This window comes from Actinophytocola oryzae (genome assembly GCF_004364325.1).
GTDB lineage: Bacteria > Actinomycetota > Actinomycetes > Mycobacteriales > Pseudonocardiaceae > Actinophytocola > Actinophytocola oryzae.
Window position 1 is genome coordinate 550,736 of sequence record NZ_SOCP01000001.1, and the last position, 20,209, is coordinate 570,944.

General features: G+C 72.2%; 8 protein-coding genes. 7 read left to right on the forward strand and 1 reads right to left on the reverse strand.

The window, feature by feature from the left end; all coding sequences use genetic code 11:
• From CLV71_RS02280 to CLV71_RS02300, 5 genes are read left to right on the forward strand one after another with little or no spacing between them, the layout of a single operon-like run.
• Positions 1 to 5,001 carry a non-ribosomal peptide synthetase gene (locus CLV71_RS02280; RefSeq protein WP_133900841.1) on the forward strand — a complete coding sequence of 1,667 codons (5,001 nt, stop codon included), beginning with the start codon at positions 1 to 3 and terminating at the stop codon, positions 4,999 to 5,001.
• On the forward strand, positions 4,998 to 9,365 hold the full coding sequence (locus CLV71_RS02285) for a MupA/Atu3671 family FMN-dependent luciferase-like monooxygenase (RefSeq protein WP_133900842.1): 4,368 nt from the start codon (positions 4,998 to 5,000) through the stop codon (positions 9,363 to 9,365). Before CLV71_RS02280 ends, CLV71_RS02285 begins: the two co-directional genes overlap by 4 nt.
• Entirely contained in the window at positions 9,362 to 13,564 is a 4,203-nt protein-coding gene (locus CLV71_RS02290) for a type I polyketide synthase (RefSeq protein ID WP_133900843.1), read from the forward strand. The genes CLV71_RS02285 and CLV71_RS02290 overlap by 4 nt, the downstream gene beginning before the upstream one ends.
• The gene (locus CLV71_RS02295; RefSeq protein WP_133900844.1) at positions 13,561 to 14,799 is read left to right on the forward strand and encodes a metal-dependent hydrolase family protein; all 1,239 of its coding nucleotides are present in this window, start codon (positions 13,561 to 13,563) and stop codon (positions 14,797 to 14,799) included. Before CLV71_RS02290 ends, CLV71_RS02295 begins: the two co-directional genes overlap by 4 nt.
• 11 nt (positions 14,800 to 14,810) lie before the next feature.
• Positions 14,811 to 14,984 carry an MbtH family protein gene (locus tag CLV71_RS02300; protein ID WP_133900845.1) on the forward strand — a complete coding sequence of 58 codons (174 nt, stop codon included), beginning with the start codon at positions 14,811 to 14,813 and terminating at the stop codon, positions 14,982 to 14,984.
• Positions 14,985 to 15,186: 202 nt separating this feature from the next.
• Here CLV71_RS02300 and CLV71_RS02305 read toward each other — a convergent pair whose 3' ends face one another.
• Positions 15,187 to 18,006 carry a helix-turn-helix transcriptional regulator gene (locus CLV71_RS02305; protein ID WP_166663884.1) on the reverse strand — a complete coding sequence of 940 codons (2,820 nt, stop codon included), beginning with the start codon at positions 18,004 to 18,006 and terminating at the stop codon, positions 15,187 to 15,189.
• A gap of 335 nt (positions 18,007 to 18,341) precedes the next feature.
• On the opposite strand from CLV71_RS02305, the gene CLV71_RS02310 reads away from it, so the two are divergent.
• Both CLV71_RS02310 and CLV71_RS02315 read left to right on the forward strand, forming a co-directional pair.
• Positions 18,342 to 19,415 (forward strand): ferritin-like domain-containing protein, encoded by a 1,074-nt coding sequence (locus CLV71_RS02310; protein ID WP_133900847.1) that lies wholly within the window; start codon positions 18,342 to 18,344, stop codon positions 19,413 to 19,415.
• A 134-nt stretch (positions 19,416 to 19,549) separates the two neighbouring features.
• Complete coding sequence (locus tag CLV71_RS02315) at positions 19,550 to 20,182, forward strand: TetR/AcrR family transcriptional regulator (RefSeq protein WP_133900848.1); 633 nt, start codon at positions 19,550 to 19,552, stop codon at positions 20,180 to 20,182.
• The last annotated feature ends 27 nt before the right edge of the window (positions 20,183 to 20,209 follow it).

Sequence of the window (20,209 nt, forward strand, 5' to 3'; positions counted from 1 at the left end):
ATGAGCTTTCCCAGGATCTTCGACGAGATCGTCGCCGCGACCCCTGACGCGGTCGCCGTCGAGTACCTCGACCACACGCTGACCTACCGCGAGCTGGACGCGCACGCCGCGAGGATCACCAGCGCGCTGCGTGACCACGGCATCGGGCGCGGTGACGTGGTCGGTGTGTCCGCCCGCCCGTCGCAGTACCTGCCCGCCGCGATGCTCGGCATCGTGCGGGCGGGTGCGGCGTGGCTGCCGCTCGACCCGTCCTATCCCGAGGACCGCCTGCGTTACATGGCCGCCGACGCGGGCATCCGCCTGCTGGTCGGCGATCCCGGCGTGGACCCGGCCGCCGACGTCGAGGTGCTCAGCGCCGCCGACCCGGGCACCGCGGCCGGTACCAGCACCGAGGTCACGTCCGCCGACACCGCGTACGTCATCTACACCTCCGGCTCCACCGGCAGGCCCAAGGGCGTCGCGGTCACCCACGGCGGCCTCGCGAACCTCATCACCGCGCAGGCCGAGACGTTCGGCGTCGGGCCGGGGGACCGGGTGCTGCAGTTCGCCCCGACCAGCTTCGACGCGTCGGTGTTCGAGATCGTCATGGCGCTGGCCACCGGCGCGACGCTCGTGCTCGCCCCCCGCGACGACCTCGGCCCCGGCCCCGCACTCGCGGACCTGCTGGCACACAGGCACATCAGCCACCTGACCGTCCCGCCCTCCGTGCTCGCGACCCTGCCGGAACCAGGCGCGGCACGCGGCGCCGCCCTGCCCGACCTGCGGGTGCTCGTGTGCGCGGGTGAGGCGCTGCCCGCACACCTCGTGGCGGCCTGGCAGCCGGGCAGGCGCATGTTCAACGCGTACGGCCCCACCGAGACCACCGTGTGGGCGACAGTCGCCGAGGTCTCCGCCGGAGCGACCAAACCCACCATCGGCGCCGCCATCCACGGCGCGACGGCCGCGGTCGTCGACGAGCAGCTCCATCCGCTCCCCCCAGGCTCCCCGGGTGAGCTGCTCGTCGGCGGCCTCGGCGTGGCACACGGCTACCTCGACCGGCCGGGCCTGACCGCGCGCCGGTTCGTGCCGGACCCGGCAGGCCGTCCGGGCTCGCGCCGCTACCGCACCGGCGATCTGGTGGTGGCCCACGAGGACGGCGCGCTGGAGTTCCTCGGCCGCGTCGACAACCAGGTCAAGATCCGCGGCATCCGGATCGAGCCGGAGGAGGTCACGAGCGTCCTCGCCGGCCACCCGTCGGTCACCGACGCGGTGGTCGTCGCCCGCGACCTCGGCCGGGGCGCGGAGCTGCACGGCTATGTCACCGGCGACGCCGACCCCGACACGCTGCGGGCCTGGCTGCGTGACCGGGTGCCCGACCACCTGGTGCCCGCCACGGTCACCCGGCTCGCCACGCTGCCGCTGACCCCGAGCGGCAAGGTCGACCGCGACGCGCTCCCGGCACCCGTGAGCACGGGACCGGCGGACTACACCGCCCCGGTCACCCCGACCGAGGAGGCACTCGCGGCGTTCCTCGCCGAGCTGCTCGGTCTGGCGCGGGTGGGCCGCACCGACGAGTTCTTCGCCCTGGGTGGCACGTCGCTGCTCGCGGGCAGGCTCGCCGCGAAGGTCCGCGTGGACCTCGGCCGCGAGCTGTCGCTGCCCGCGATCTACCGCGGTCGCACGGTCGCGGGCATGGCCGCGCTGCTCGACACGGGCACCACGCCCGAGGCCGTGCCGCCGGTGCCCACGACCACCGGCGACGAGCCCGCGCCGCTGTCGTTCCCGCAGGAACGCGTGTGGTTCCTGGAGAAGCTCGCGCCGGGCAACCTCGCCTACAACGCGCAGGCCACGATACGGCTGCGCGGCCAACTCGACGCCGACGTGCTGCGGGCGACGCTCACCGAGATCGTGCGCCGCCACGAGGTGTTCCGCTGCGCGTTCACCGCGGAGGGCGGCGCCCCGTCCCAACGGCCGGTGCCGCCGATGCCCGTCGAGCTGCCACTGCACGACCTCACCGACGCGCCGGACGACGACGAGCGGACCGAGCGGATCGTCGTCGAGACGGTGCGCGAGCCGTTCGTCCTCGACCAGCCGCCACTCGCGAGGTGGGCCCTGATCCGGCACGCGCAGGACGATCACACGCTCGTCCACGTCGAGCACCACATGGTGCACGACGGCTGGTCGTTCGCCCTGTTCCTCCGGGAGCTGCAGGCGATCTACCCGGCGCTGTCGGCGGGCGGGCCGCCCCCGCCACCACCGGCGGCGGCCCGTTACACCGACTTCGCGCGCTGGCAGCGCGACTGGATCAGCGGCCCGGTGTTGGACGCGGGTGTCGCGCACTGGCTCGCGGAGCTGTCCGGCTGCCAGACCGTGCTGGACCTGCCGACCGACCGGCCACGGCCGCGCGGGCAGAGCTTCCGCGGTGACGCCCTGCGTGTCCAGCTGCCCGCCGCGCTGTGCGAACGCCTGCGGGACTACGCCAGGGCACGCGGCGTCACGCTCTACAGCACGCTGCTCACCGGGTTCGCGACCGTGCTCGCCCGCCACAGCGGCCAGTACGACATCGTGATCGGCAGCGGCGTCGCCAACCGCAGGCTCGCGGAGCTGGAGTCGCTGATCGGCATGGTGGTCAACACCCTGCCGCTGCGGGTCAACCTCACCGGCGCGCCGAGCTTCGACGAGGCGGTCGCCGCCACGCACGCCGGTCTCGGCCGGGCGGGCGAGTGGCCGGACGTGCCGCTGGAACGCCTGGTCGACGCGATGAACCTGCCGCGCGACCCGAGCCGCAACCCGCTGTTCCAGGTCATGTTCAACGCACACGACTCCGCGGTGCCCGACGTCGACTTCGCGGGCATCACAGGCGCGGTGCTGGAGCGGCACAACGGCTCGGCGAAGACCGACATCAACATCGTCGTGATCCCCAGGGCCGAGCAGCGGGCGGGGCGCGCCGTCACCGGCGAGTCCGACCCGATCACGCTGATCTGGGAGTACGCGACCGACCTGTTCGACGCCGCCACCATGCGTGCGCTCGTCACCCGCTTCACGACCGTGCTGACCGAGGCCATGGCCGACCCGACCGCGCGGATCGACCGCCTGCCACTGCTCGGCGCGGGTGAGCGGGCCGCGGTCGTGGCCGCTTCCTCGGGCCCGGCCAACCCGTACCCGGCGGAGAGGACCATCGGCGAGCTGTTCGCCGAGCAGGTCGCGGCCCGTCCCGACGCGGAAGCGCTGGTGCACGGCGAAGTCTCGTTGACCTACCGCGAACTGGACGACCGGGCGACGCGGATCGCCCGCGTGCTGGCGCATCGCGGGGTCAGCCCGGACGTCCCGGTCGGGGTCCTGCTCGAACGCGGCGCCGACCTCGTGGTGGCCCTGCTGGCGGTGATCAAGGCGGGTGGTGCGTACGTGCCGCTCGACCCCGGCTACCCGGCCGAGCGGCTGGCGGCCATGGTCGCCGACGTCGACACCCCGGTCGTGGTCACCCGCGCGGGACTCGACGGCCTCGTCGACGTGCCCGCGGTCGTGATGATCGACAACCTGCCGGAAGTCCCCGACACCCCGGCGAACCCGCCGCGGCCGGGCAACCTCGCGTACATCCTCTTCACGTCCGGCTCGACCGGACGGCCCAAGGGCGTCGAGGTCGAGCACCGGTCCGTGCTGCGGCTCGTGTTCGGCGCCGACTACGCCGGCTTCGGCCCGGGGGAGCGGTTCGCGCAGGTCGCCGACGCGTCCTTCGACGCGCTCACCTTCGAACTGTGGGGCGCGCTCCTGCACGGTGGGGCGGTCTGCGTGATCGACACCGACACCCTGCTCACCGCGGGCGGCCTGCGCACCGCGCTACGAACCACCGCGGTCACGCAGATGTTCCTCACCTCGGCCCTGTTCACCGAGGTCATGGCCGACCACCCCGACACGTTCGCGGGCATGACCACGCTCATGGTCGGCGGCGACGCGCTCAACGCGGGCCGGGTCCGCAAGCTGCTCGACCAGCCCGCCGACCGGCGCCCCGCGCGGCTGGTCAACGGCTACGGCCCGACCGAGACCACGACGTTCGCGGTGTGCCACCACATCGAGGCGCTGCCTGCCGACGCGCCGGGCGTGCCCATCGGCAGGCCCATCGCGAACACCACCGGCTACGTGCTCGACCGCCACCTCGCGCCGGTCCCGGACGGCGTCGCGGGCGAGCTGTACCTCGGCGGCCCCGGCGTCGCCCGCGGCTACGCGGGCCGGCCGGGCCTTACGGCGCAACGGTTCCTGCCCGACCCGTTCGCCGGCGACGGCAGCCGCATGTACCGGACCGGGGACCTCGTCCGGTACCGCGACGGCGTGGTGGAGTTCCTCGGCCGCGCCGACAACCAGGTCAAGATCCGCGGCTTCCGGGTCGAACCCGGCGAGGTCGAGGCGGTCCTCGGCGAACACCCCGGCGTCGCGCAGGCGTCGGTCGTGGTCGACGACCACCCGTCGGGCAAACGGCTCGTGGCCTACGTCGTGCCGACCGGCTCGGACCCGACCGACCTGCGTGACTACCTCGCGAGCAGGCTGCCGCCCTACCTGCTGCCCTCGGCGTACGTCGTGCTGGCGGCCCTGCCCATGACCGCCAGCGGCAAGGTCGACCGGGCCGCCCTCCCACCGGTCGACGACACCGCCGTGGTCCAGGACGGCTACCGCGAACCCGGCACCGACACCGAGCGCGTCGTCGCGGGCCTCGTGTCCGAGCTGCTCGGCGGCACCCGGGTCGGCGCGGACGACGACTTCTTCCGCCTCGGCGGCCACTCGCTGCTCGCGATGCGGCTCGTCGCCAGGGCCAACGAGAACTACGCGACGGAGGTGCCGCTGCGCCGCTTCCTGCTGGCGCCGACGGTTTCCGCACTCGCGAAGGAGCTGGACGCGGCACGTGGCGGCGCGGCCACGGCAACGGAGACGGAGAGCACCGAGCAGCTGCTCGAGCGGTTGGACCAGATGTCCGCCGACGAGATCGAGCGCCTGCTGGCCACCACGGTCGAGAGCGAGATCGAGCGTTGACTGAGACGACCAACCCCGAGACCGACGCCGACACCGTTGCCGAGCGGCGGGAACTGCTGGCGGCACGGCTGCGCGACCGCGTCTACGGCCGCACCTACCCGCTGTCCTACCCGCAGCAGCGGCTGTGGTTCCTCGACCAGCTCGACCCCGGCAACCCGGTCTACGTGGTGCCGCTGGTCTACCGGATCCACGGCAGCCTCGACGTCGCCGCGCTGGAGCACGCGCTGAACGGCGTGGTCCGCCGCCACCAGGTGCTGCGCACGGTGTTCCCGGCCGTCGGCGGGCTGCCGCGCCAGGCCGTGCGGCCCGTCCCCGAGATCACCGTGCCCGTGCACGACGTGTCGACCGAGGACGACGTGCGGGAGGCAGCCGGACGCGTGTGCGCCGAGCAGGCACGCACGCCGTTCGACCTGACCGAGGACCTGATGATCCGCCCGGTCGTCGTGCGGCTGGCCGCCGACGAGCACTGGCTGTGCCTGACGCTGCACCACATGGCGTGTGACGCGTGGTCGCTCGCCGTGCTCGGCCGCGAACTGTCCACCCTGTACCGCGCGTACCGGGGCGAGGGCGGCACGCTGCCGTCGCTGCCCATCCAGTACACCGAGTACGCGGCGAAGCAGGAGGAGCTGCTGTCCGGCCCGGATGTGGCCGACTCGCTCGCCTACTGGCGCGAGCGGCTCGCCGGCGTGCCCGCGCTCGCCACGCTGCCCGCCGACTTCCCGCGCCCGCCGACCCAGAGCTATCGGGGCGCGCACGTCACCACGCTCGTGCCCGCCGAGACCTCGGCCGCGGTCGAGGCACTCGCCAGGGACAGCGGCGCCACCCCGTTCGCGGTGCTGCTGGCCGCGTTCGCGGTGTTCGTCCACGGCTACACCGGCGAGGGTGAGGTCGTCGTCGGCTCCCCGGTGTCCGGCCGCTCCAGCGAGGCCGTCCTCGCGATGATCGGGTTCTGCACGAACACGGTCGTCCAGCGCCTGGACCTGTCCGGCAACCCGACCTTCCGCGAGCTGGTCGCCGCGGCCCGCGACGAGAGCCGCGCCGCGATCGCCAACCAGGACCTGCCGTTCGAGCGGCTCGTCGAGGAGCTGCACCCCAACCGCGACCCCGCGCACAACCCGTTGTTCCAACTGATGTTCAGCTACCACGACGGCGACCACGGCGGCCTGTCGCTGCCGGACTGCGAGGTCGAGGTGGTGCCGGGCGACACCGCCACCGCCAAGTTCGACGTCACGCTCGGCGTCTCCCGGACCGGGGACACGCTGTCGCTGCGCCTCGAGTACGCGACCGACCTGTTCACCGCGGGCACCGCGGCCCGCATGGTCGAACACTTCCGCACCGCACTGACCGCGGCGGTCGCCGACCCGGACCTGACCGTCGGCGCGATCCCGCTGCTCGGCGAGGAGGAGCTGGCTCGGACGGTGGCCGCCGCGCCGGCCGTCCCGATGCCGGACGCGCTCGTGCACGAGCTGGTCGCCGCCGCGGCCGCCCGCACCCCGGACGCCCCGGCACTCGTCGGCGCCTGGGAGTCACCGGATGAGGCCATCACCTACCGCGAGCTGCTCGACCGCGCCGAGGTCCTGGCCGACCGGCTGCTCGCGCACGGCGTCGGCCCCGACACCCCGGTCGGCGTCTACCTCGACCGCGGCCCCGACCTGGTCGTCGCGCTGCTCGGCACCATGCTGGCCGGCGGCGCCTACCTGCCGCTGGACCCCGGCTATCCCCGCGCCCGCCTCGCGTTCATGGTCGACGACTCGCGCGCACCCGTCGTGGTGACGTCCGCGCCGCTGACCCACCGGGCCCGCCGCCTGCCCGCGACGCTGATCCACGTCGACGACCCCGGCACCCGCACCGGGGCGCCCCGACCGACACTGTCGCCGGACAACCTGGCCTACGTCAACTACACCTCCGGCTCGACCGGCAAGCCCAAGGGCGTCATGGTGTCCCACCGCGCGGTGGCGAACTTCTTCGCGGGCGTGGACGCCGTCGCGGAGGGCGACGCACCCCAGACGTGGCTCGCGGTCACGAGCGTGTCGTTCGACATCTCCGTGCTGGAGCTGCTGTGGACCCTGTCCAGGGGACACCGGGTGGTCGTCCGGGGCGACGAGCCGACCGTGTCCACCTCGGGTGGGATGGCCGTGCCGGCCGCCGCCCAGGCCAGGCACATGGACTTCTCCATGTTCTACTTCGGCGGCGACCAGGGCGGCGACCCCGCCGAGAAGTACCGGCTGCTGATGGCGGGCGCGAAGTTCGCCGACCGCAACGGTTTCCGCGCGGTGTGGACGCCGGAGCGGCACTTCCACGAGTTCGGCGGCCTCTACCCGAACCCGTCGGTCACGGGTGCCGCGATCGCCGCGGCCACCGAGCGGGTCGAGGTGCGGGCGGGCAGTGTGGTGCTGCCGCTGCACGACCCGCTGCGGGTGGCCGAGGAGTGGTCGGTCGTCGACAACATCTCCGGCGGGCGCGTCGGCATGTCGATCGCGTCCGGCTGGCAGCCCAACGACTTCGTGCTCGCCCCGGACGTCTACGCCGACCGCAAGGAGCTGATGCTCCGCCAGATCGAGGAGCTGCGGCACCTGTGGCGCGGCGGCTCGGTGACGCGCCGCAACGGCGTCGGCGCCGACACCGAGGTGCGGATCTTCCCGCGCCCGGTCAGCGAGGACCTGCCGATCTGGGTCACGAGCGCCCGCAACCCCGAGACGTTCAAGGCGGCGGCCGAGCTGGGTGCGGGTCTGCTCACCCACCTGCTCGGCCACTCCATCGAACAGCTCGCCGACAAGGTCGCGCTCTACCGCAAGACCTGGCAGGAGAAGGGACATCCGGGCGACGGCCAGGTGACCGTCATGGTCCACACGTTCGTCGGCCAGGACACCGACGCGGTCCGCGAGCTGGTCCGCAAGCCCCTGTCCGGCTACATCAAGTCCTCCTTCGACCTGCTGTCCGGCCTCGGCCAGGCGATGGGTGAGGAGAGCGACCCGCGCAAGCTGCCAGAGCCCGAGCTGGACGCGCTCGTGGCCCGCGCGTTCGACCGGTTCTTCGAGACCTCCGCCCTGCTGGGCACGCCGGAGCACTGCGCGGACGTGATCGACCAGCTCAAGGCGATCGGCGTGGACGAGGTGGCGTGCCTGGTCGACTTCGGGGTCGGCCACGACGACGTGATCTCCGCGTTCGACCAGCTGCGGATCGTGGAGCGGATCAGCGCGGACCGGCAGCGCAGGGCGCTGGCGGACGAGCCGATCCCCGTGCAGCTCGACCGGCACGCGGTGACCCACCTGCAGTGCACGCCGTCGGTCGCAGGCCTGCTGGTCGACGAGCCGGAGGCCCTGCTGGGGCTCAACACCCTGCTCGTCGGCGGTGAGGCGTTGCCGGAGCCGCTCGCCGCGCAGCTGTCCGAGCGGGTGCCTGCCGTGCACAACATGTACGGGCCGACCGAGGCCACGGTGTGGGCCACGACGTCCCGTGTGGACGGTCCGGTCGCGATCGGCAAGCCCATGACGAACGTGCGGACCTACGTCGTCGACACGCACTTCCGGCCGACGCCACCGGGCGCGCCCGGCGAGCTGCTGATCGGCGGTCTCGGCATCACCCGTGGCTACCACGGCAGGCCGGGCCTGACCGCGACGAGGTTCGTGCCCGACCCGTTCTCCGGCGAGCCCGGCGCCCGCCTGTACCGGACGGGCGACCTTGTCCGCCGCGACGCCAACGGCACGCTCTGGTTCCTCGGCAGGCTCGACCACCAGGTCAAGATCCACGGCCACCGCATCGAGCTCGGCGAGATCGAGAACACCGTGCGGGCTCATCCCGCGCTGCGGGACGCCGTGTGCGCGGTCCGCGGCTCGGGTGCCCAGGCACGGATCGTCGCCTACGGCGTGCCGGCCGACGCCGAGCCCACGGCGGCGGACCTCCGCGCGTTCTGTGCCGAGACCCTGCCCGACTACATGGTGCCCGCCGACGTCGTGCTGCTGTCCGCGTTACCCACCACGCCCAACGGCAAGGTGGCGCGGGACGAGCTGCCCGACCCGGCCGACCGGCCCGTCGCCGAGTACCAGCCACCCGGCAACGACCTGGAACGCGAGGTCGCGAAGATCCTCGCCGAGATCGTGAAGGTCGAGCGGGTCGGGGTGCTCGACAACTTCTTCGACATCGGCGGCAACTCGCTGCTCGCCGTCCAGGCCCGCGGCCGACTCCAGCCGGTGCTCGGTGAGGGTCTGTCCCTTGTGGACATCTTCCGGTACCCGACCGTGCGTGGCCTGGTCGCCGCGATCGGGGGCGGCGAGTCGGGCGGCGGCGCGGAGCGGGCACGGGAGTCCGCAGGCAAGCGGGCCGCCGCGCTCGCCAAGCGGCGCCAGGAACGGAGCCGCGCGTGAACGCGGAAGAGGAGCTTGGCGCGGAGCCGATCGCGATCGTCGGCATGGCCTGCCGGGTGCCCGGCAGCGACACGCCACGCGCGTTCTGGCAGAACATGCGTACCGGCACCGAGTCGATCACCTGGTTCACCCGCGACGAGCTGCGTGCGGCGGGCACCGACGAGTCCACACTGGACGACCCGGACCACGTGCCCGCCTCCGGCTACCTGCCCGACGCCGACCGGTTCGACGCCGAGTTCTTCGGCTTCACCCCGGCCGAGGCCGAGACCATGGACCCGCAGCAGCGGATCCTGTGCGAGACGGCGTGGGCCGCCATGGAGGACGCCGGCCACGACCCGGCCCGCTTCGACGGCGACGTCGCCGTGTTCGCGGGCACGTTCATGACCAAATACCTGCTCAACAACCTCTCCACCAATGCCCGTTTCCAGCGCTCGCCGATGGCCCCGCTGGCAAGGATGTTCAACGACAAGGACTTCCTCGCCACCCGGGTGTCCTTCCTGCTGAACCTGACCGGCCCCGCCTACACCGTGCAGACCGCCTGCTCGACCTCGCTCGTGGCCACCCACCTCGCGTGCCAGTCGCTGCTGAGCTACGAGTGCGACGCGGCGATCGTCGGCGGGGTGACCATCAACCTGCCGCTGCGCAGCGGCTACCCGGTCGCCGACAGCGGGTTGTTCTCCGCCGACGGCCACTGCCGGCCCTTCGACGCGGCGGCCGGTGGCACGGTCCCCGGCAACGGCGCGGTGACCGTGGTCCTGCGCAGGCTGTCGGAGGCACTCGCGGACCGCGACCACATCTACGCGGTGATCCGCGGCTCGGCCGTGAACAACGACGGCGCCGTCAAGGCGGGCTTCGCCGCACCGAGCGTCGACGGCCAGCACCGCGTGATCACCTCCGCCCTGACCGTCGCGGGTGTCGACCCGTCGACCATCGGCTACGTCGAGGCACACGGCACCGCGACCCGCGTCGGCGACCCGATCGAGGTCACCGCCCTCACCCAGGCCTACGGCTCGGCGCCGGGCACGGTCGCGCTCGGCTCGGTGAAGGCCAACATCGGCCACCTCGACGCGGCCGCGGGCCTCGCCGGGCTGATCCGCGCGGCGTTGTCGCTGCACCACGGCGAGATCCCGCCGAACGCGAACTTCACCGCGCCGAACCCGGACCTCCAGCTGGAACGGTCCCCGTTCTACATCCCGGACTCCGCGCGCCCGTTCCCCGAGACGGGCGGGCCCCGGCGCGCGGCGGTCAGCTCGTTCGGCGTCGGCGGCACCAACGCCCACGCCGTGCTGGAGCAGGCACCCGAGCGGCCGACCCCGGGCACCGCGCGTCCGTGGCAGCTGCTGCCGATCTCGGCCCGCACGAGAGCGGCTGTCGAGTCGGCCACCACGCGGCTCGCCGACGTGCTCGACGGCCCGGAACCGCCCGCGCTCCACGACGTCGCGTTCACCCTGCAGGACGGCAGGCGCGCGTTCGGCGTGCGGCGGTTCGCCGTGGCCGCCGACACCGCGGACGCCGTCGCGACGCTGCGCGAGGGCGGTCAGCGCGGTCTGCCCACCCGCACCGCGCCGGAGACGCCGCACGAGGTCGTGTTCACCTTTCCCGGCGGCGGCACCCAGCACCCCGACATGGGCCTGGACATCTACCGCGCCGAGCCCGTGTTCCGCGCGGAGGTCGACCGGTGCGCGGAACTGCTCGAGCCGCGGCTCGGGTTCGACCTGCGCAGGCTGCTGTTCCCGTCGGCGTTCACCCCGCTGCCCGGCCGCGAGGTGTCCGGTGGGGCCGCCACCATGGGTCGCGACCAGGGCGCCGGGGTCGTGTCCTCGCTGTTCGTCATCGAGTACGCCCTGGCCCGCCAGCTCATGGCGTGGGGCATCACGCCCGCCGCGATGCTCGGCCACAGCCTCGGCGAGTACGTGGCCGCGTGTGTCGCGGGCGTGTTCAGCCTCGAAGACGCTCTGGAAATCACCCTTGCGCGTGGCGAACTGTTCGAAGCCATGGACAGAGGGCGCATGCTGGTTGTCGGTCTGCCGGAGGACGATGTCCGCGCCGAGCTGACCGACCGGTTGTCGGTCGCCGCCGTCAACGCCCCCGACCTGACGGTGGTGGCCGGCCCGGACGAGGACATCGCCGCGCTGCTGAAGTCGTTGCGGGGCAGGGGAGTGGACTGCCGCAAGGTCAGCGTCCCGGTCGCGAGCCACTCGTGGATGGTCGAGGCGCACCTGCCCGGCTTCCGCACCCGCGTCCAGGCACTCACGCTGTCCGCCCCGACGATCCCCGTGGCGTCCAGCGTGACCGGCACGTGGCTGACCGCCGAGGAGGCGACCGACCCGGAGTACTGGGTCCGCCACCTGCGCCGGCCCGTGCGCTTCGCCGACGGCGTCCGCCAGGTGCTCGCCGACCCGGCGCGCGTGCTGCTCGAGGTCGGCCCCGGCCGCTCCCTCACGGCACTCGCCGCCGCACAACGGCTCGCGCCGACGCCGGTCGCCGTGCCGACCATGGCGCTGCCCCGCGACCAGCTGCCCGACCTCGCGCACCTCGTCACGGCCGTCGGAAGGCTGTGGCAGGCGGGTGTCGAGGTCGACTGGACCGCCTTCCACGGCGAGGCCGAGCCCCACCGCGTGCCGCTGCCGACCTACCCGTTCCAGCGCCGCCGCCACTGGGTGCCCGCCGGGAACGTGACCGTGACCGACGTGGCGGACACCGAACTCGACGAGCTGGACCCGGTCGACCTCACCGACGGGTTCGTCGCGCCACGCACCGACCGTGAACGCCGGATCGCCGCGATCTGGTGCGACCTGCTCGGCCTGGAGCGGGTCAGCGTCGAGGACGACTTCTTCGACCTCGGCGCACACTCGCTGATGGTCACGCAGGTCACCAGGGAGCTGCGCCGGATGGGCGCGACCGAGCTGAGCGCCAGGGACGTGCTCGGCGCCGGGACCGTCGCGGGCATGGCCGCACTCGTCGAGGCCGCACTGGGTGGCGCCCCGCCGCCACCGGTCGCGCGGGTCGACCTGGCCGCCGAGGTGGTCCTCGACGAGACGATCACCGCGGACGGCCTGACCCTCGACGTCGACCCGGCGAACCCCGGCACGGTCCTGCTGACCGGCGCGACCGGCTTCGTCGGCGCGTTCCTCCTGGCCGAGCTGCTGGAGCGGACGTCGGCGACCGTGCTGTGCCTGGCCCGCGCCACCGACCCGACCGAGGGCCTCGACCGCATCAGGGCCAACCTCGACACCTACGGCCTGCGGTCCACCTGGGGCGACCGGCTCCGCGTGGTCACCGGCGACCTCGCGCGGCCGAGGTTCGGGCTGTCGGAGGCGGACTTCGCGGCGCTGGCGGCGGAGGTCGACACCATCCACCACTGCGGTGCGTGGGTGAACTTCGTCCGCCCCTACCGCGTGCTCAAGGCCGCCAACGTCCTGGGCACGCAGGAAGTCCTGCGCCTCGCCACGACCAAACGGCTCAAGCCCGTCCACTACGTCTCGACGCTCGCCGTGCTGGCCGGTGCGATGGGCGGGGACGTCCCGCACCTCGCGGAGACCGACCCGCTGCCCCCGCCGGTCGGCCACGACACCGACTACAGCCAGAGCAAGTGGGTGGCCGAGGGCCTCATCGGCCTGGCACGCGAGCGCGGGATCCCCGTCTCGATCTACCGGGCGGGCGGCGTGCTCGCCGACCACCGCACGGGTGCGGCGAACCGCGAGGACTACGTCACGAAGGTGCTCCAGGGCTGCGTCCAGCTGGGCCTCGCCCCGCTACGCGAGTACGAGCTGTCGGTGGGCACCGTCGACCACTTCGCCACCACGGTGGTCGCGCTGTCGACGCAGGCCGCCGCACTGGGCCGCACCTTCCACCCGGTCGACCCGGAGCCGCTGATGTGGAACTCGATCTTCGAGCGCGTCCGGGAGTTCGGCTACCCGGTGAAGAGCGTCCCGTTCGACCGGTGGCGTGCCGCCCTGGTCGAGCGGGTCGACCAGGAAGGCGACGACAACGCGCTCGCGCCCCTGATGGCGATGATCGGCGAGACCCCCGACCGGGCCATGCCCACCATCGGCTGCGCCGAGGTGGTCGACGTGCTCGGCGGGACCGGGGCGCCGCCACTGGACGGCGCCTACTTCGAACGAATGCTGGCTTTCTTCGTGCGCGGGCGGATGCTGCCGCCCGCACACGAGGCCGAGAGGACTGGAGGCTCCCGATGACCATGCTGCTGACCGGGGCGACGATCATCGACGGTCTCGCCGACGACCCGCGCCAGGGACACGCGGTCCTCGTCGAGGACACCAAGATCACCGCCGTCGACCGGATCCGCGACACCCCGCCCGACGCCGAGGTCATCGACCTGTCGGGCCTGACGCTGCTGCCGGGCCTGATCGACGCGCACGTCCACATCGGACACTCCAGCGAGATGCGCGCGGTGCTGAACAACGAGGTCTCGGTCGCCGAGCGGGCGGCGGACATCTTCCGCACCCTGCGCCAGACCCTCGACGCCGGCTTCACGGCCGTGCGTGACTGCGGCGGCATCGACCACGGCGTGATGCGGACGGTCAAGCGCGGCCTGGTCCCGGGGCCGAGGATCTGGGCGTCGGCGTCGCCACTCGTGCAGTGCGGCGGCCACGGCCACCTCGGCTCCCCGCTGCTGCCGCCGGACGAGACGTTCCACTTCCGGGTGCGTGGCCTCACCGCGGTCGGCCGCGTCTCCGACGGCTACGCCGAGGTGCTCAAGGCCGCCCGCGAGTGCTTCCGGCAGGGCGCGTCGTTCCTCAAGATGGCCGTCACCGGCGGCGTGGTGTCGCTGTCGGACAACCTCTCCGACACGCAGTTCACCATCGAGGAGATCGCCACCGCCGTCGCGGAGGCCCACGCCCGCAACACCTACGTGACCGTGCACGCGCACAACGTCCACGGCATCCGCAACGCGGTGAAGGCCGGCGTCGAGTGCGTCGAGCACGGCACGGGCATCGACGAGTCGACGGCCGCGATGATGGCCGCGAACCGCGTCAACCTCGTGCCGACGCTGGCGATCGCCAAGGTGATGGACGAGCACTTCGACGAGCTTGGCCTGCCGCCCCAGATCCACGACCGCATCGGCGACACCATGCAGGGCATGATCGACGCGATCCACGCCGCGGTCGCCGCGGGTGTGCCGGTCGGCTCCGGCTCCGACCTCATCGGCCCCAACCAGAACCGGCGGGGGCTCGAGCTGGTGCTCAAGGCCGAGGTGCTCGGCGCCATGGCCGCCATCAAGTCGGCGACCTCGGTCAACGCGGGCATCATGCGGGTCGCCGACCGCATCGGCAGCATCGCGCCGGGGCGGTTCGCCGACGTCATCGCCGTCGACTTCGACCCGCTCGAGCGCCCCGAGCTGTTCGACGACCCCAGCCGCGTCGTGCTGGTCGTCAAGGACGGCCGGATCGTCAAGGACACCCGCAAGTGAGGAGCGAACGGATGCACGTGGTCGTCGTCAACGACGAGGAGCAGTACTCGATCTGGGACGAGGCGCTCCCGGTCCCGGCGGGCTGGCGGCCCACCGGCTTCACCGGCACCGAGGACGCCTGCGTCGCCCACATCGACGAGGTCTGGACCGACATGCGCCCGGCGAGCCTCCGCGCGGCGGGCTGACCCCCTGACCACCCCGCCCCCACCGCCCCCGGCACCCGCACTGAAGGACGCCTTCGTAACGCCGGGTGCAACGAAGGACGCCTTCGTAACGCCGACCGTTCTGAAGGGCGCCTTCGTAACCCTGGGCGTAACGAAGGCGTCCTTCGTAACGTTGGGCGTTACGAAGGACGCCTTCAGTGCGTTGGGCCGGCGCCGACGGGGGTCAGCCTGTTCTCGAGCGTTCCAGGTGGGCCGCCACCCCGGCTCTGTTGCCGACGCCGAGCTTGCCGAACAGCTTCGTCAGGTGCATCTCGACGGTCTTCTCCGCGATGAACAGCGTGCGCGAGATCTGCCGGTTGGTCAGCCCGTCGCGTACCAGCTCGGCGATCTCGCGTTCCCTCTTGGTGAGCGTCGCCGCCTCCTCGACCGGCTGGTCCTCACGGGTACGGCAGCCGAGGGCGATGACGCGCCGCCGCTCCCGGCTCGTCGCCTTCGCGAGGTCGACGGCGCCGACCCGCTCGTAGCCGACCTGGACGTACCGCAGCTCCCGCAAAGCCTGGTCGTGCTGGCCCGCGTGCCACATGGCCACCCCGAGCGCCGTCCTGGCCCTGGCCTCGTCCATGGTCGCGCCGGTGGTCGCGAGCCCGGTCACCGCGGCCCTGGCGTGGGGGAGCGCGGCGGCCGGGTCCGTGGCCAGCAGCACGTTCGCGGTCGCCAGCTCGGCGAGCGCGGTGCGGCCCGGTCTGCCGAGCCGTGCGGCGGTCTCCACGGCCGACCGTGCCCACGACGCCGCGGCCTCCGGTCTGCCCACCGCCAGCTCGGCACGGGTCATGATCTCGTACCAGCTGACCCTGGACACGCTGTTGCTGAGCTTGGGCAGCTCGGGACCGCCGACGTAGTTCAACGTCTCGAGCGTGCCCTCCGGGTCGTCGGACAGTAGCCGGGCCTCCGCGACCATGCGCAGCGCCAGCATCCCCTGCCAGCCGACGACGGCGTCGCCCCGGATGAGTGCGTCCACCCGCGTCGCGGTCGTCCTGTCCACGTGGCCGACCTGGGCGTCGGCCCACAGCCGCATGGCGGCGGCGCCGAAGAGCTGTTCCTTGCTCCCCGCCCGTTCCGCCAGGTACACCCCGTACCGCGCGGCGGCGCGTGCCTCGACCAGCCTGCCCCTGCTGCGCAGCGCCATGACCTGCCCGACGAGCAGGTTGGGCAGCACCAGCCCGTTGCTCGCGCGCACGGCCAGGTCGACGGCCTTGTCGTAGTGGCGGGCCGCGTCGTACCAGTGGTCGAGCAGGATCTCGCTCCAGCCGACCCACAGCACGGCGTCGAGGTTCTCGGTCAGCTCGTCGTCGAGCATGCTGTCGAGGACCGCGGTGGCCTCGGCCAGCCGGTCCTCGGCGGCCACCGAGTCGCCGACCGTGCCGTCCGCCTTGCTGATCAGGCCGAGGCAGGACGCGACGAGCGCCCGGTCGTCCGACGTGGACAGCGAGTCGAGTGCCTCGACCGTCAGGCGCCTGCATTCCCGGGCGCGACCCTTGACCAGCTCGTTGTGCGCGATCTCCAGCCGCAGCGCGGCCGACACCCGTGGCCGGTCGCCGGGACCGCGTGCGTCCAGCTCGGCACGCAGCATGGCGTCCGCGGTGCCGTGGACCCCGAGCATGCGCTCCACCGCCGCGATGAGGGCGACGCCTTCCGCCCGCAGGTCGGCGCGGTCGGGCGACAGTGCCCGCAGCGCCGCGTGCATGGTGTCCCAGCACTCCGCGAGCCTGCCGCTGTTGCCGAGCGCCCTTGCCAGCGACAGGAGCAGCTCCGCCCGGCTCGGGTGTGTGTCCGGCAACGCCTGGAACGCGGTGGTGAGCCAGGTGACGGCGGTGTCCGGCCTGGCGGCGAGCACGGCGTTGGACGCGTCGACCAGCACGGCCACCTCCGGGAGGTCGCCGTGGCGGATGGAGTGGCGCACGTGGGGTGCCCGCTGCGTCGCGGCGGCACCGCGTACTCTCAGTGCTGCGTCGGCGCGGCAGTGCAGCTCCACGCGGGTGCTGAACTCGCAGCCCTCGTAGAGCGCCCTGCGCACCACGGGATGGCGGAACGCGAAGAGCCTGCCGACCTCACGCGGACGCACCAGGTCCAGACCGATCAGCTCGTCGACCGCGACCAGCACGGTCGCCTCCGGCTCGTCCATGATCTCGGTGAGCAGGTCGAGGTCGAACTCGTCGCCGAGCACCGAGGCCGCACGGGATACCGCCTCCGCGGCGGCGCTCACGCCGGACAGCTCGGCCCGGACGGTGGCGTCGAGGGGATGGCGGTGTGCGTCCGGGTCGTCCTCGGTGAGCAGGGCGTCGAGGTAGGCGGGGTTGCCGCCGCTCTCCTGGTGCATCATCCGGCGCCAGGCCGGGATGCCCCGGTTGGCGAGCAGCTCCTCGGTGTCCTGCTCGGTGAGCGGGGCGAGCCGGATCTCGGTGGCCGCGACCCGTCTCGACCGGCCGGCGAGTGCCGCGCGCAGCTCGCTCGTGGCCTGCCGGTCACGGAACCCGAGCACGAACAGCACCGGCACGTCCGGTGGCTTGCGCAGCAAGGCCCGCAGCGGTGCGAGCGCCTCCGGCGACGCCAGATGGCAGTCGTCGACGATCAGCACCAGCCCGCGGGCGCCGATATGTTCGAGCACGGCGCGTGCGCCGCGCCGTGTGACCTCCTTGGGGGGATTCGGCCGGAGGTCCTGGTCGAGCGCGTCGGCGAACACGCCGAACGGGTTGTCCGTGTCCCTGGTGGCCGTGCCGATCAGCACGGTCGTCCCGGTGAGCGCCGCGGCGCGCTCGGCGAACTCGTTGAGCAGAGTGGTCTTGCCGATCCCGGCATCGCCGGTGACCTCGACCAGCCCGGTCGGCCTGCCTCGGCCGACCGCGCGCAGCGCGCGAAGCAGCTCGTCGAGCTCCTCGGCACGTTCGGCGAGCCGGGGCAGGCCCGTCCACGAATCTGATCTGAAGTCCCTGTCAGCGGATCGTGAAGATAATGTGCCGGTTATTCGTGTTAGCCGCAAAAACATCCCCCCACCGACGCAACTGGACGACATAGCACAAATTCCCCCCGCTGGGTGTGAACGCCAACGGTGTCTCTATCGCTCACTCCGCTGTGAACATAAGTGCCACCACACGGAAGCGTATGGCGGAGTCGGTGTCAAGGGAGGTGCCGCTGATCAGCGGTTTGGGTCGCCGACCTGCGGGAGTGTGCTTATGATGATCATTGATTCGATTTCCGGGACACCCCCTGGGGCAGGGGGCCAGGGTATTCCCTACTGCCGCCGGGGACCGGTGCGGCCGCACACTGTGCTGACACAGGCGCACGGCGAAAGCCCCAGGTGGAGGTGCGGTGAGCACGCGTATGTACGCGCTGCCGGTCGAGCAGACGCGGTGGCAGGTCCCCGGTGGGGGCACGACCGTGTTCGACTGGGAGTACGACGAGGGCCGGGACCGCCTGCTGAGCCTCTACGAAAAGGGGAAGCAGAAACAGTGGGACGGCGCGGAACGGTTGGACTGGTCAATTGAGATCGACAAAGGGAACCCGATGGGGGTGCCCGAGCAGACCATTGCCATCTACGGTTCGCGTGTTTGGGACTCGTTAGGAGAAAAGGATCGGGGGATGGTTCGCCACCATCTCGCCTCCTGGCAGTTCTCTCAGTTCCTGCACGGCGAGCAGGGCGCGCTGATCTGTTCTTCCAAGATCGTGCACACCGTTCCGGGGCTGGACGCGAAGTTCTACGCGGCGACCCAGGTGATGGACGAGGCGCGCCACGTCGAGGTCTACTCCCGGTACCTGCGGGAGAAGCTCGAGCTCGCCTATCCCATCAACCCCGGGCTGAAGTCCCTGCTCGACGAGGTGATCACCGACTCGCGGTGGGACATGACCTACCTCGGGATGCAGGTGCTGATCGAGGGGTTGGCGCTGGCCGCGTTCGCGCTCATCCGCGACATCGCCACCGAGCCGCTCGCCAAGACTCTCAACGCATATGTGATGCAGGACGAGGCACGTCACGTGGCCTTCGGACGCCTCGCACTGCGTGACTTCTACCCCGAGCTGACGCAGGCCGAGCGTGCCGAGCGCGAGGAGTTCTGCGTCGAGGCCTGTTATCTCATGCGGCAGCGTTTCCTCGGCGAGGAGGTGTGGCGCAACCTCGACATCGACGCCGACGAATGCATCGATTACATGCGGCACTCCGAGCATTTCAAGCGCTTCCAGAGCCACCTGTTCTCCCGGATTGTGCCGACGTTGAACGACATCGGCCTGTTCGGTGACAAGATGCGGCAGACGTTCGCCGACATCGGGATCATCGGCTACGAGAACGCCGACCTCGACCAGATGATGGAGCAGGACGAGAAGATCGCCGACGACCTCGACCGCGCGCGCATAGAGCAGGTCGACCAGGCCATCGCCGTCGGCCAGCTGGCGGACGACTGAGCATTCCCCCCGGTTCTTCGCGGCGCGGCGCCCCACGGGCGTCGCGCCGTTCGTCGTGCACCCGTTCGGGTGGTTCGGCACGCGGACAAACAATATTTACGACCGGTCGGACGGTTTGTTGCTACGCTCCTCCCGTGCGCACCGACGGAAGGCTGGCACGGGGGGACCGCACCCGTGCGGCCGTGCTCGACACGGCGGTCACCCTGGCCACGGAGAACGGCCTCGACGGGTTGTCCCTCGGACAGCTCGCCGAGCAGCTCGGCGTGAGCAAGTCCGGACTGTTCGCCCACTGGCGAACCAAGATGGACCTGCAGCTCGCCACGATCGAGCGGGCCAAGGAGAGCTTCAAGGAGCGGGTCGTGGCAGTGGCCATGGCCGAACCCGCCGGTGTGCGCAGGCTCTGGACCATGCACGAGGCCAGGCTGACCTACATCGGCGACAAGACCCTGCCCGGGGGCTGTTTCTTCGTCAACGCACAGGTCGAGTTCGACGCGCGGACCGGACCGGTCCGCGACCAGCTCGCCGTCGTGCTCCGCGAGTGGCTGGACCTGCTCAAGCGCCTCGCCGTCGAGGCGGTCGCGGAGGGCCACCTGCGGGCCGACGTCGACACCGGACTGCTGGCCTACGAGGTCAACGCCGCCGGGGCGGCCACCGTCTACCAGTCACGCCTGCTGCCCGACTCGTCGGCGATGGCGTTGGCCAGGGCGGCGGTGCTCGGCAGGCTGCGTGCGCTGTGCACAGATCCCGGCCTGCTGCCGGCCGAGTGAACCCGTAAACCACACACCCGCCGCAGA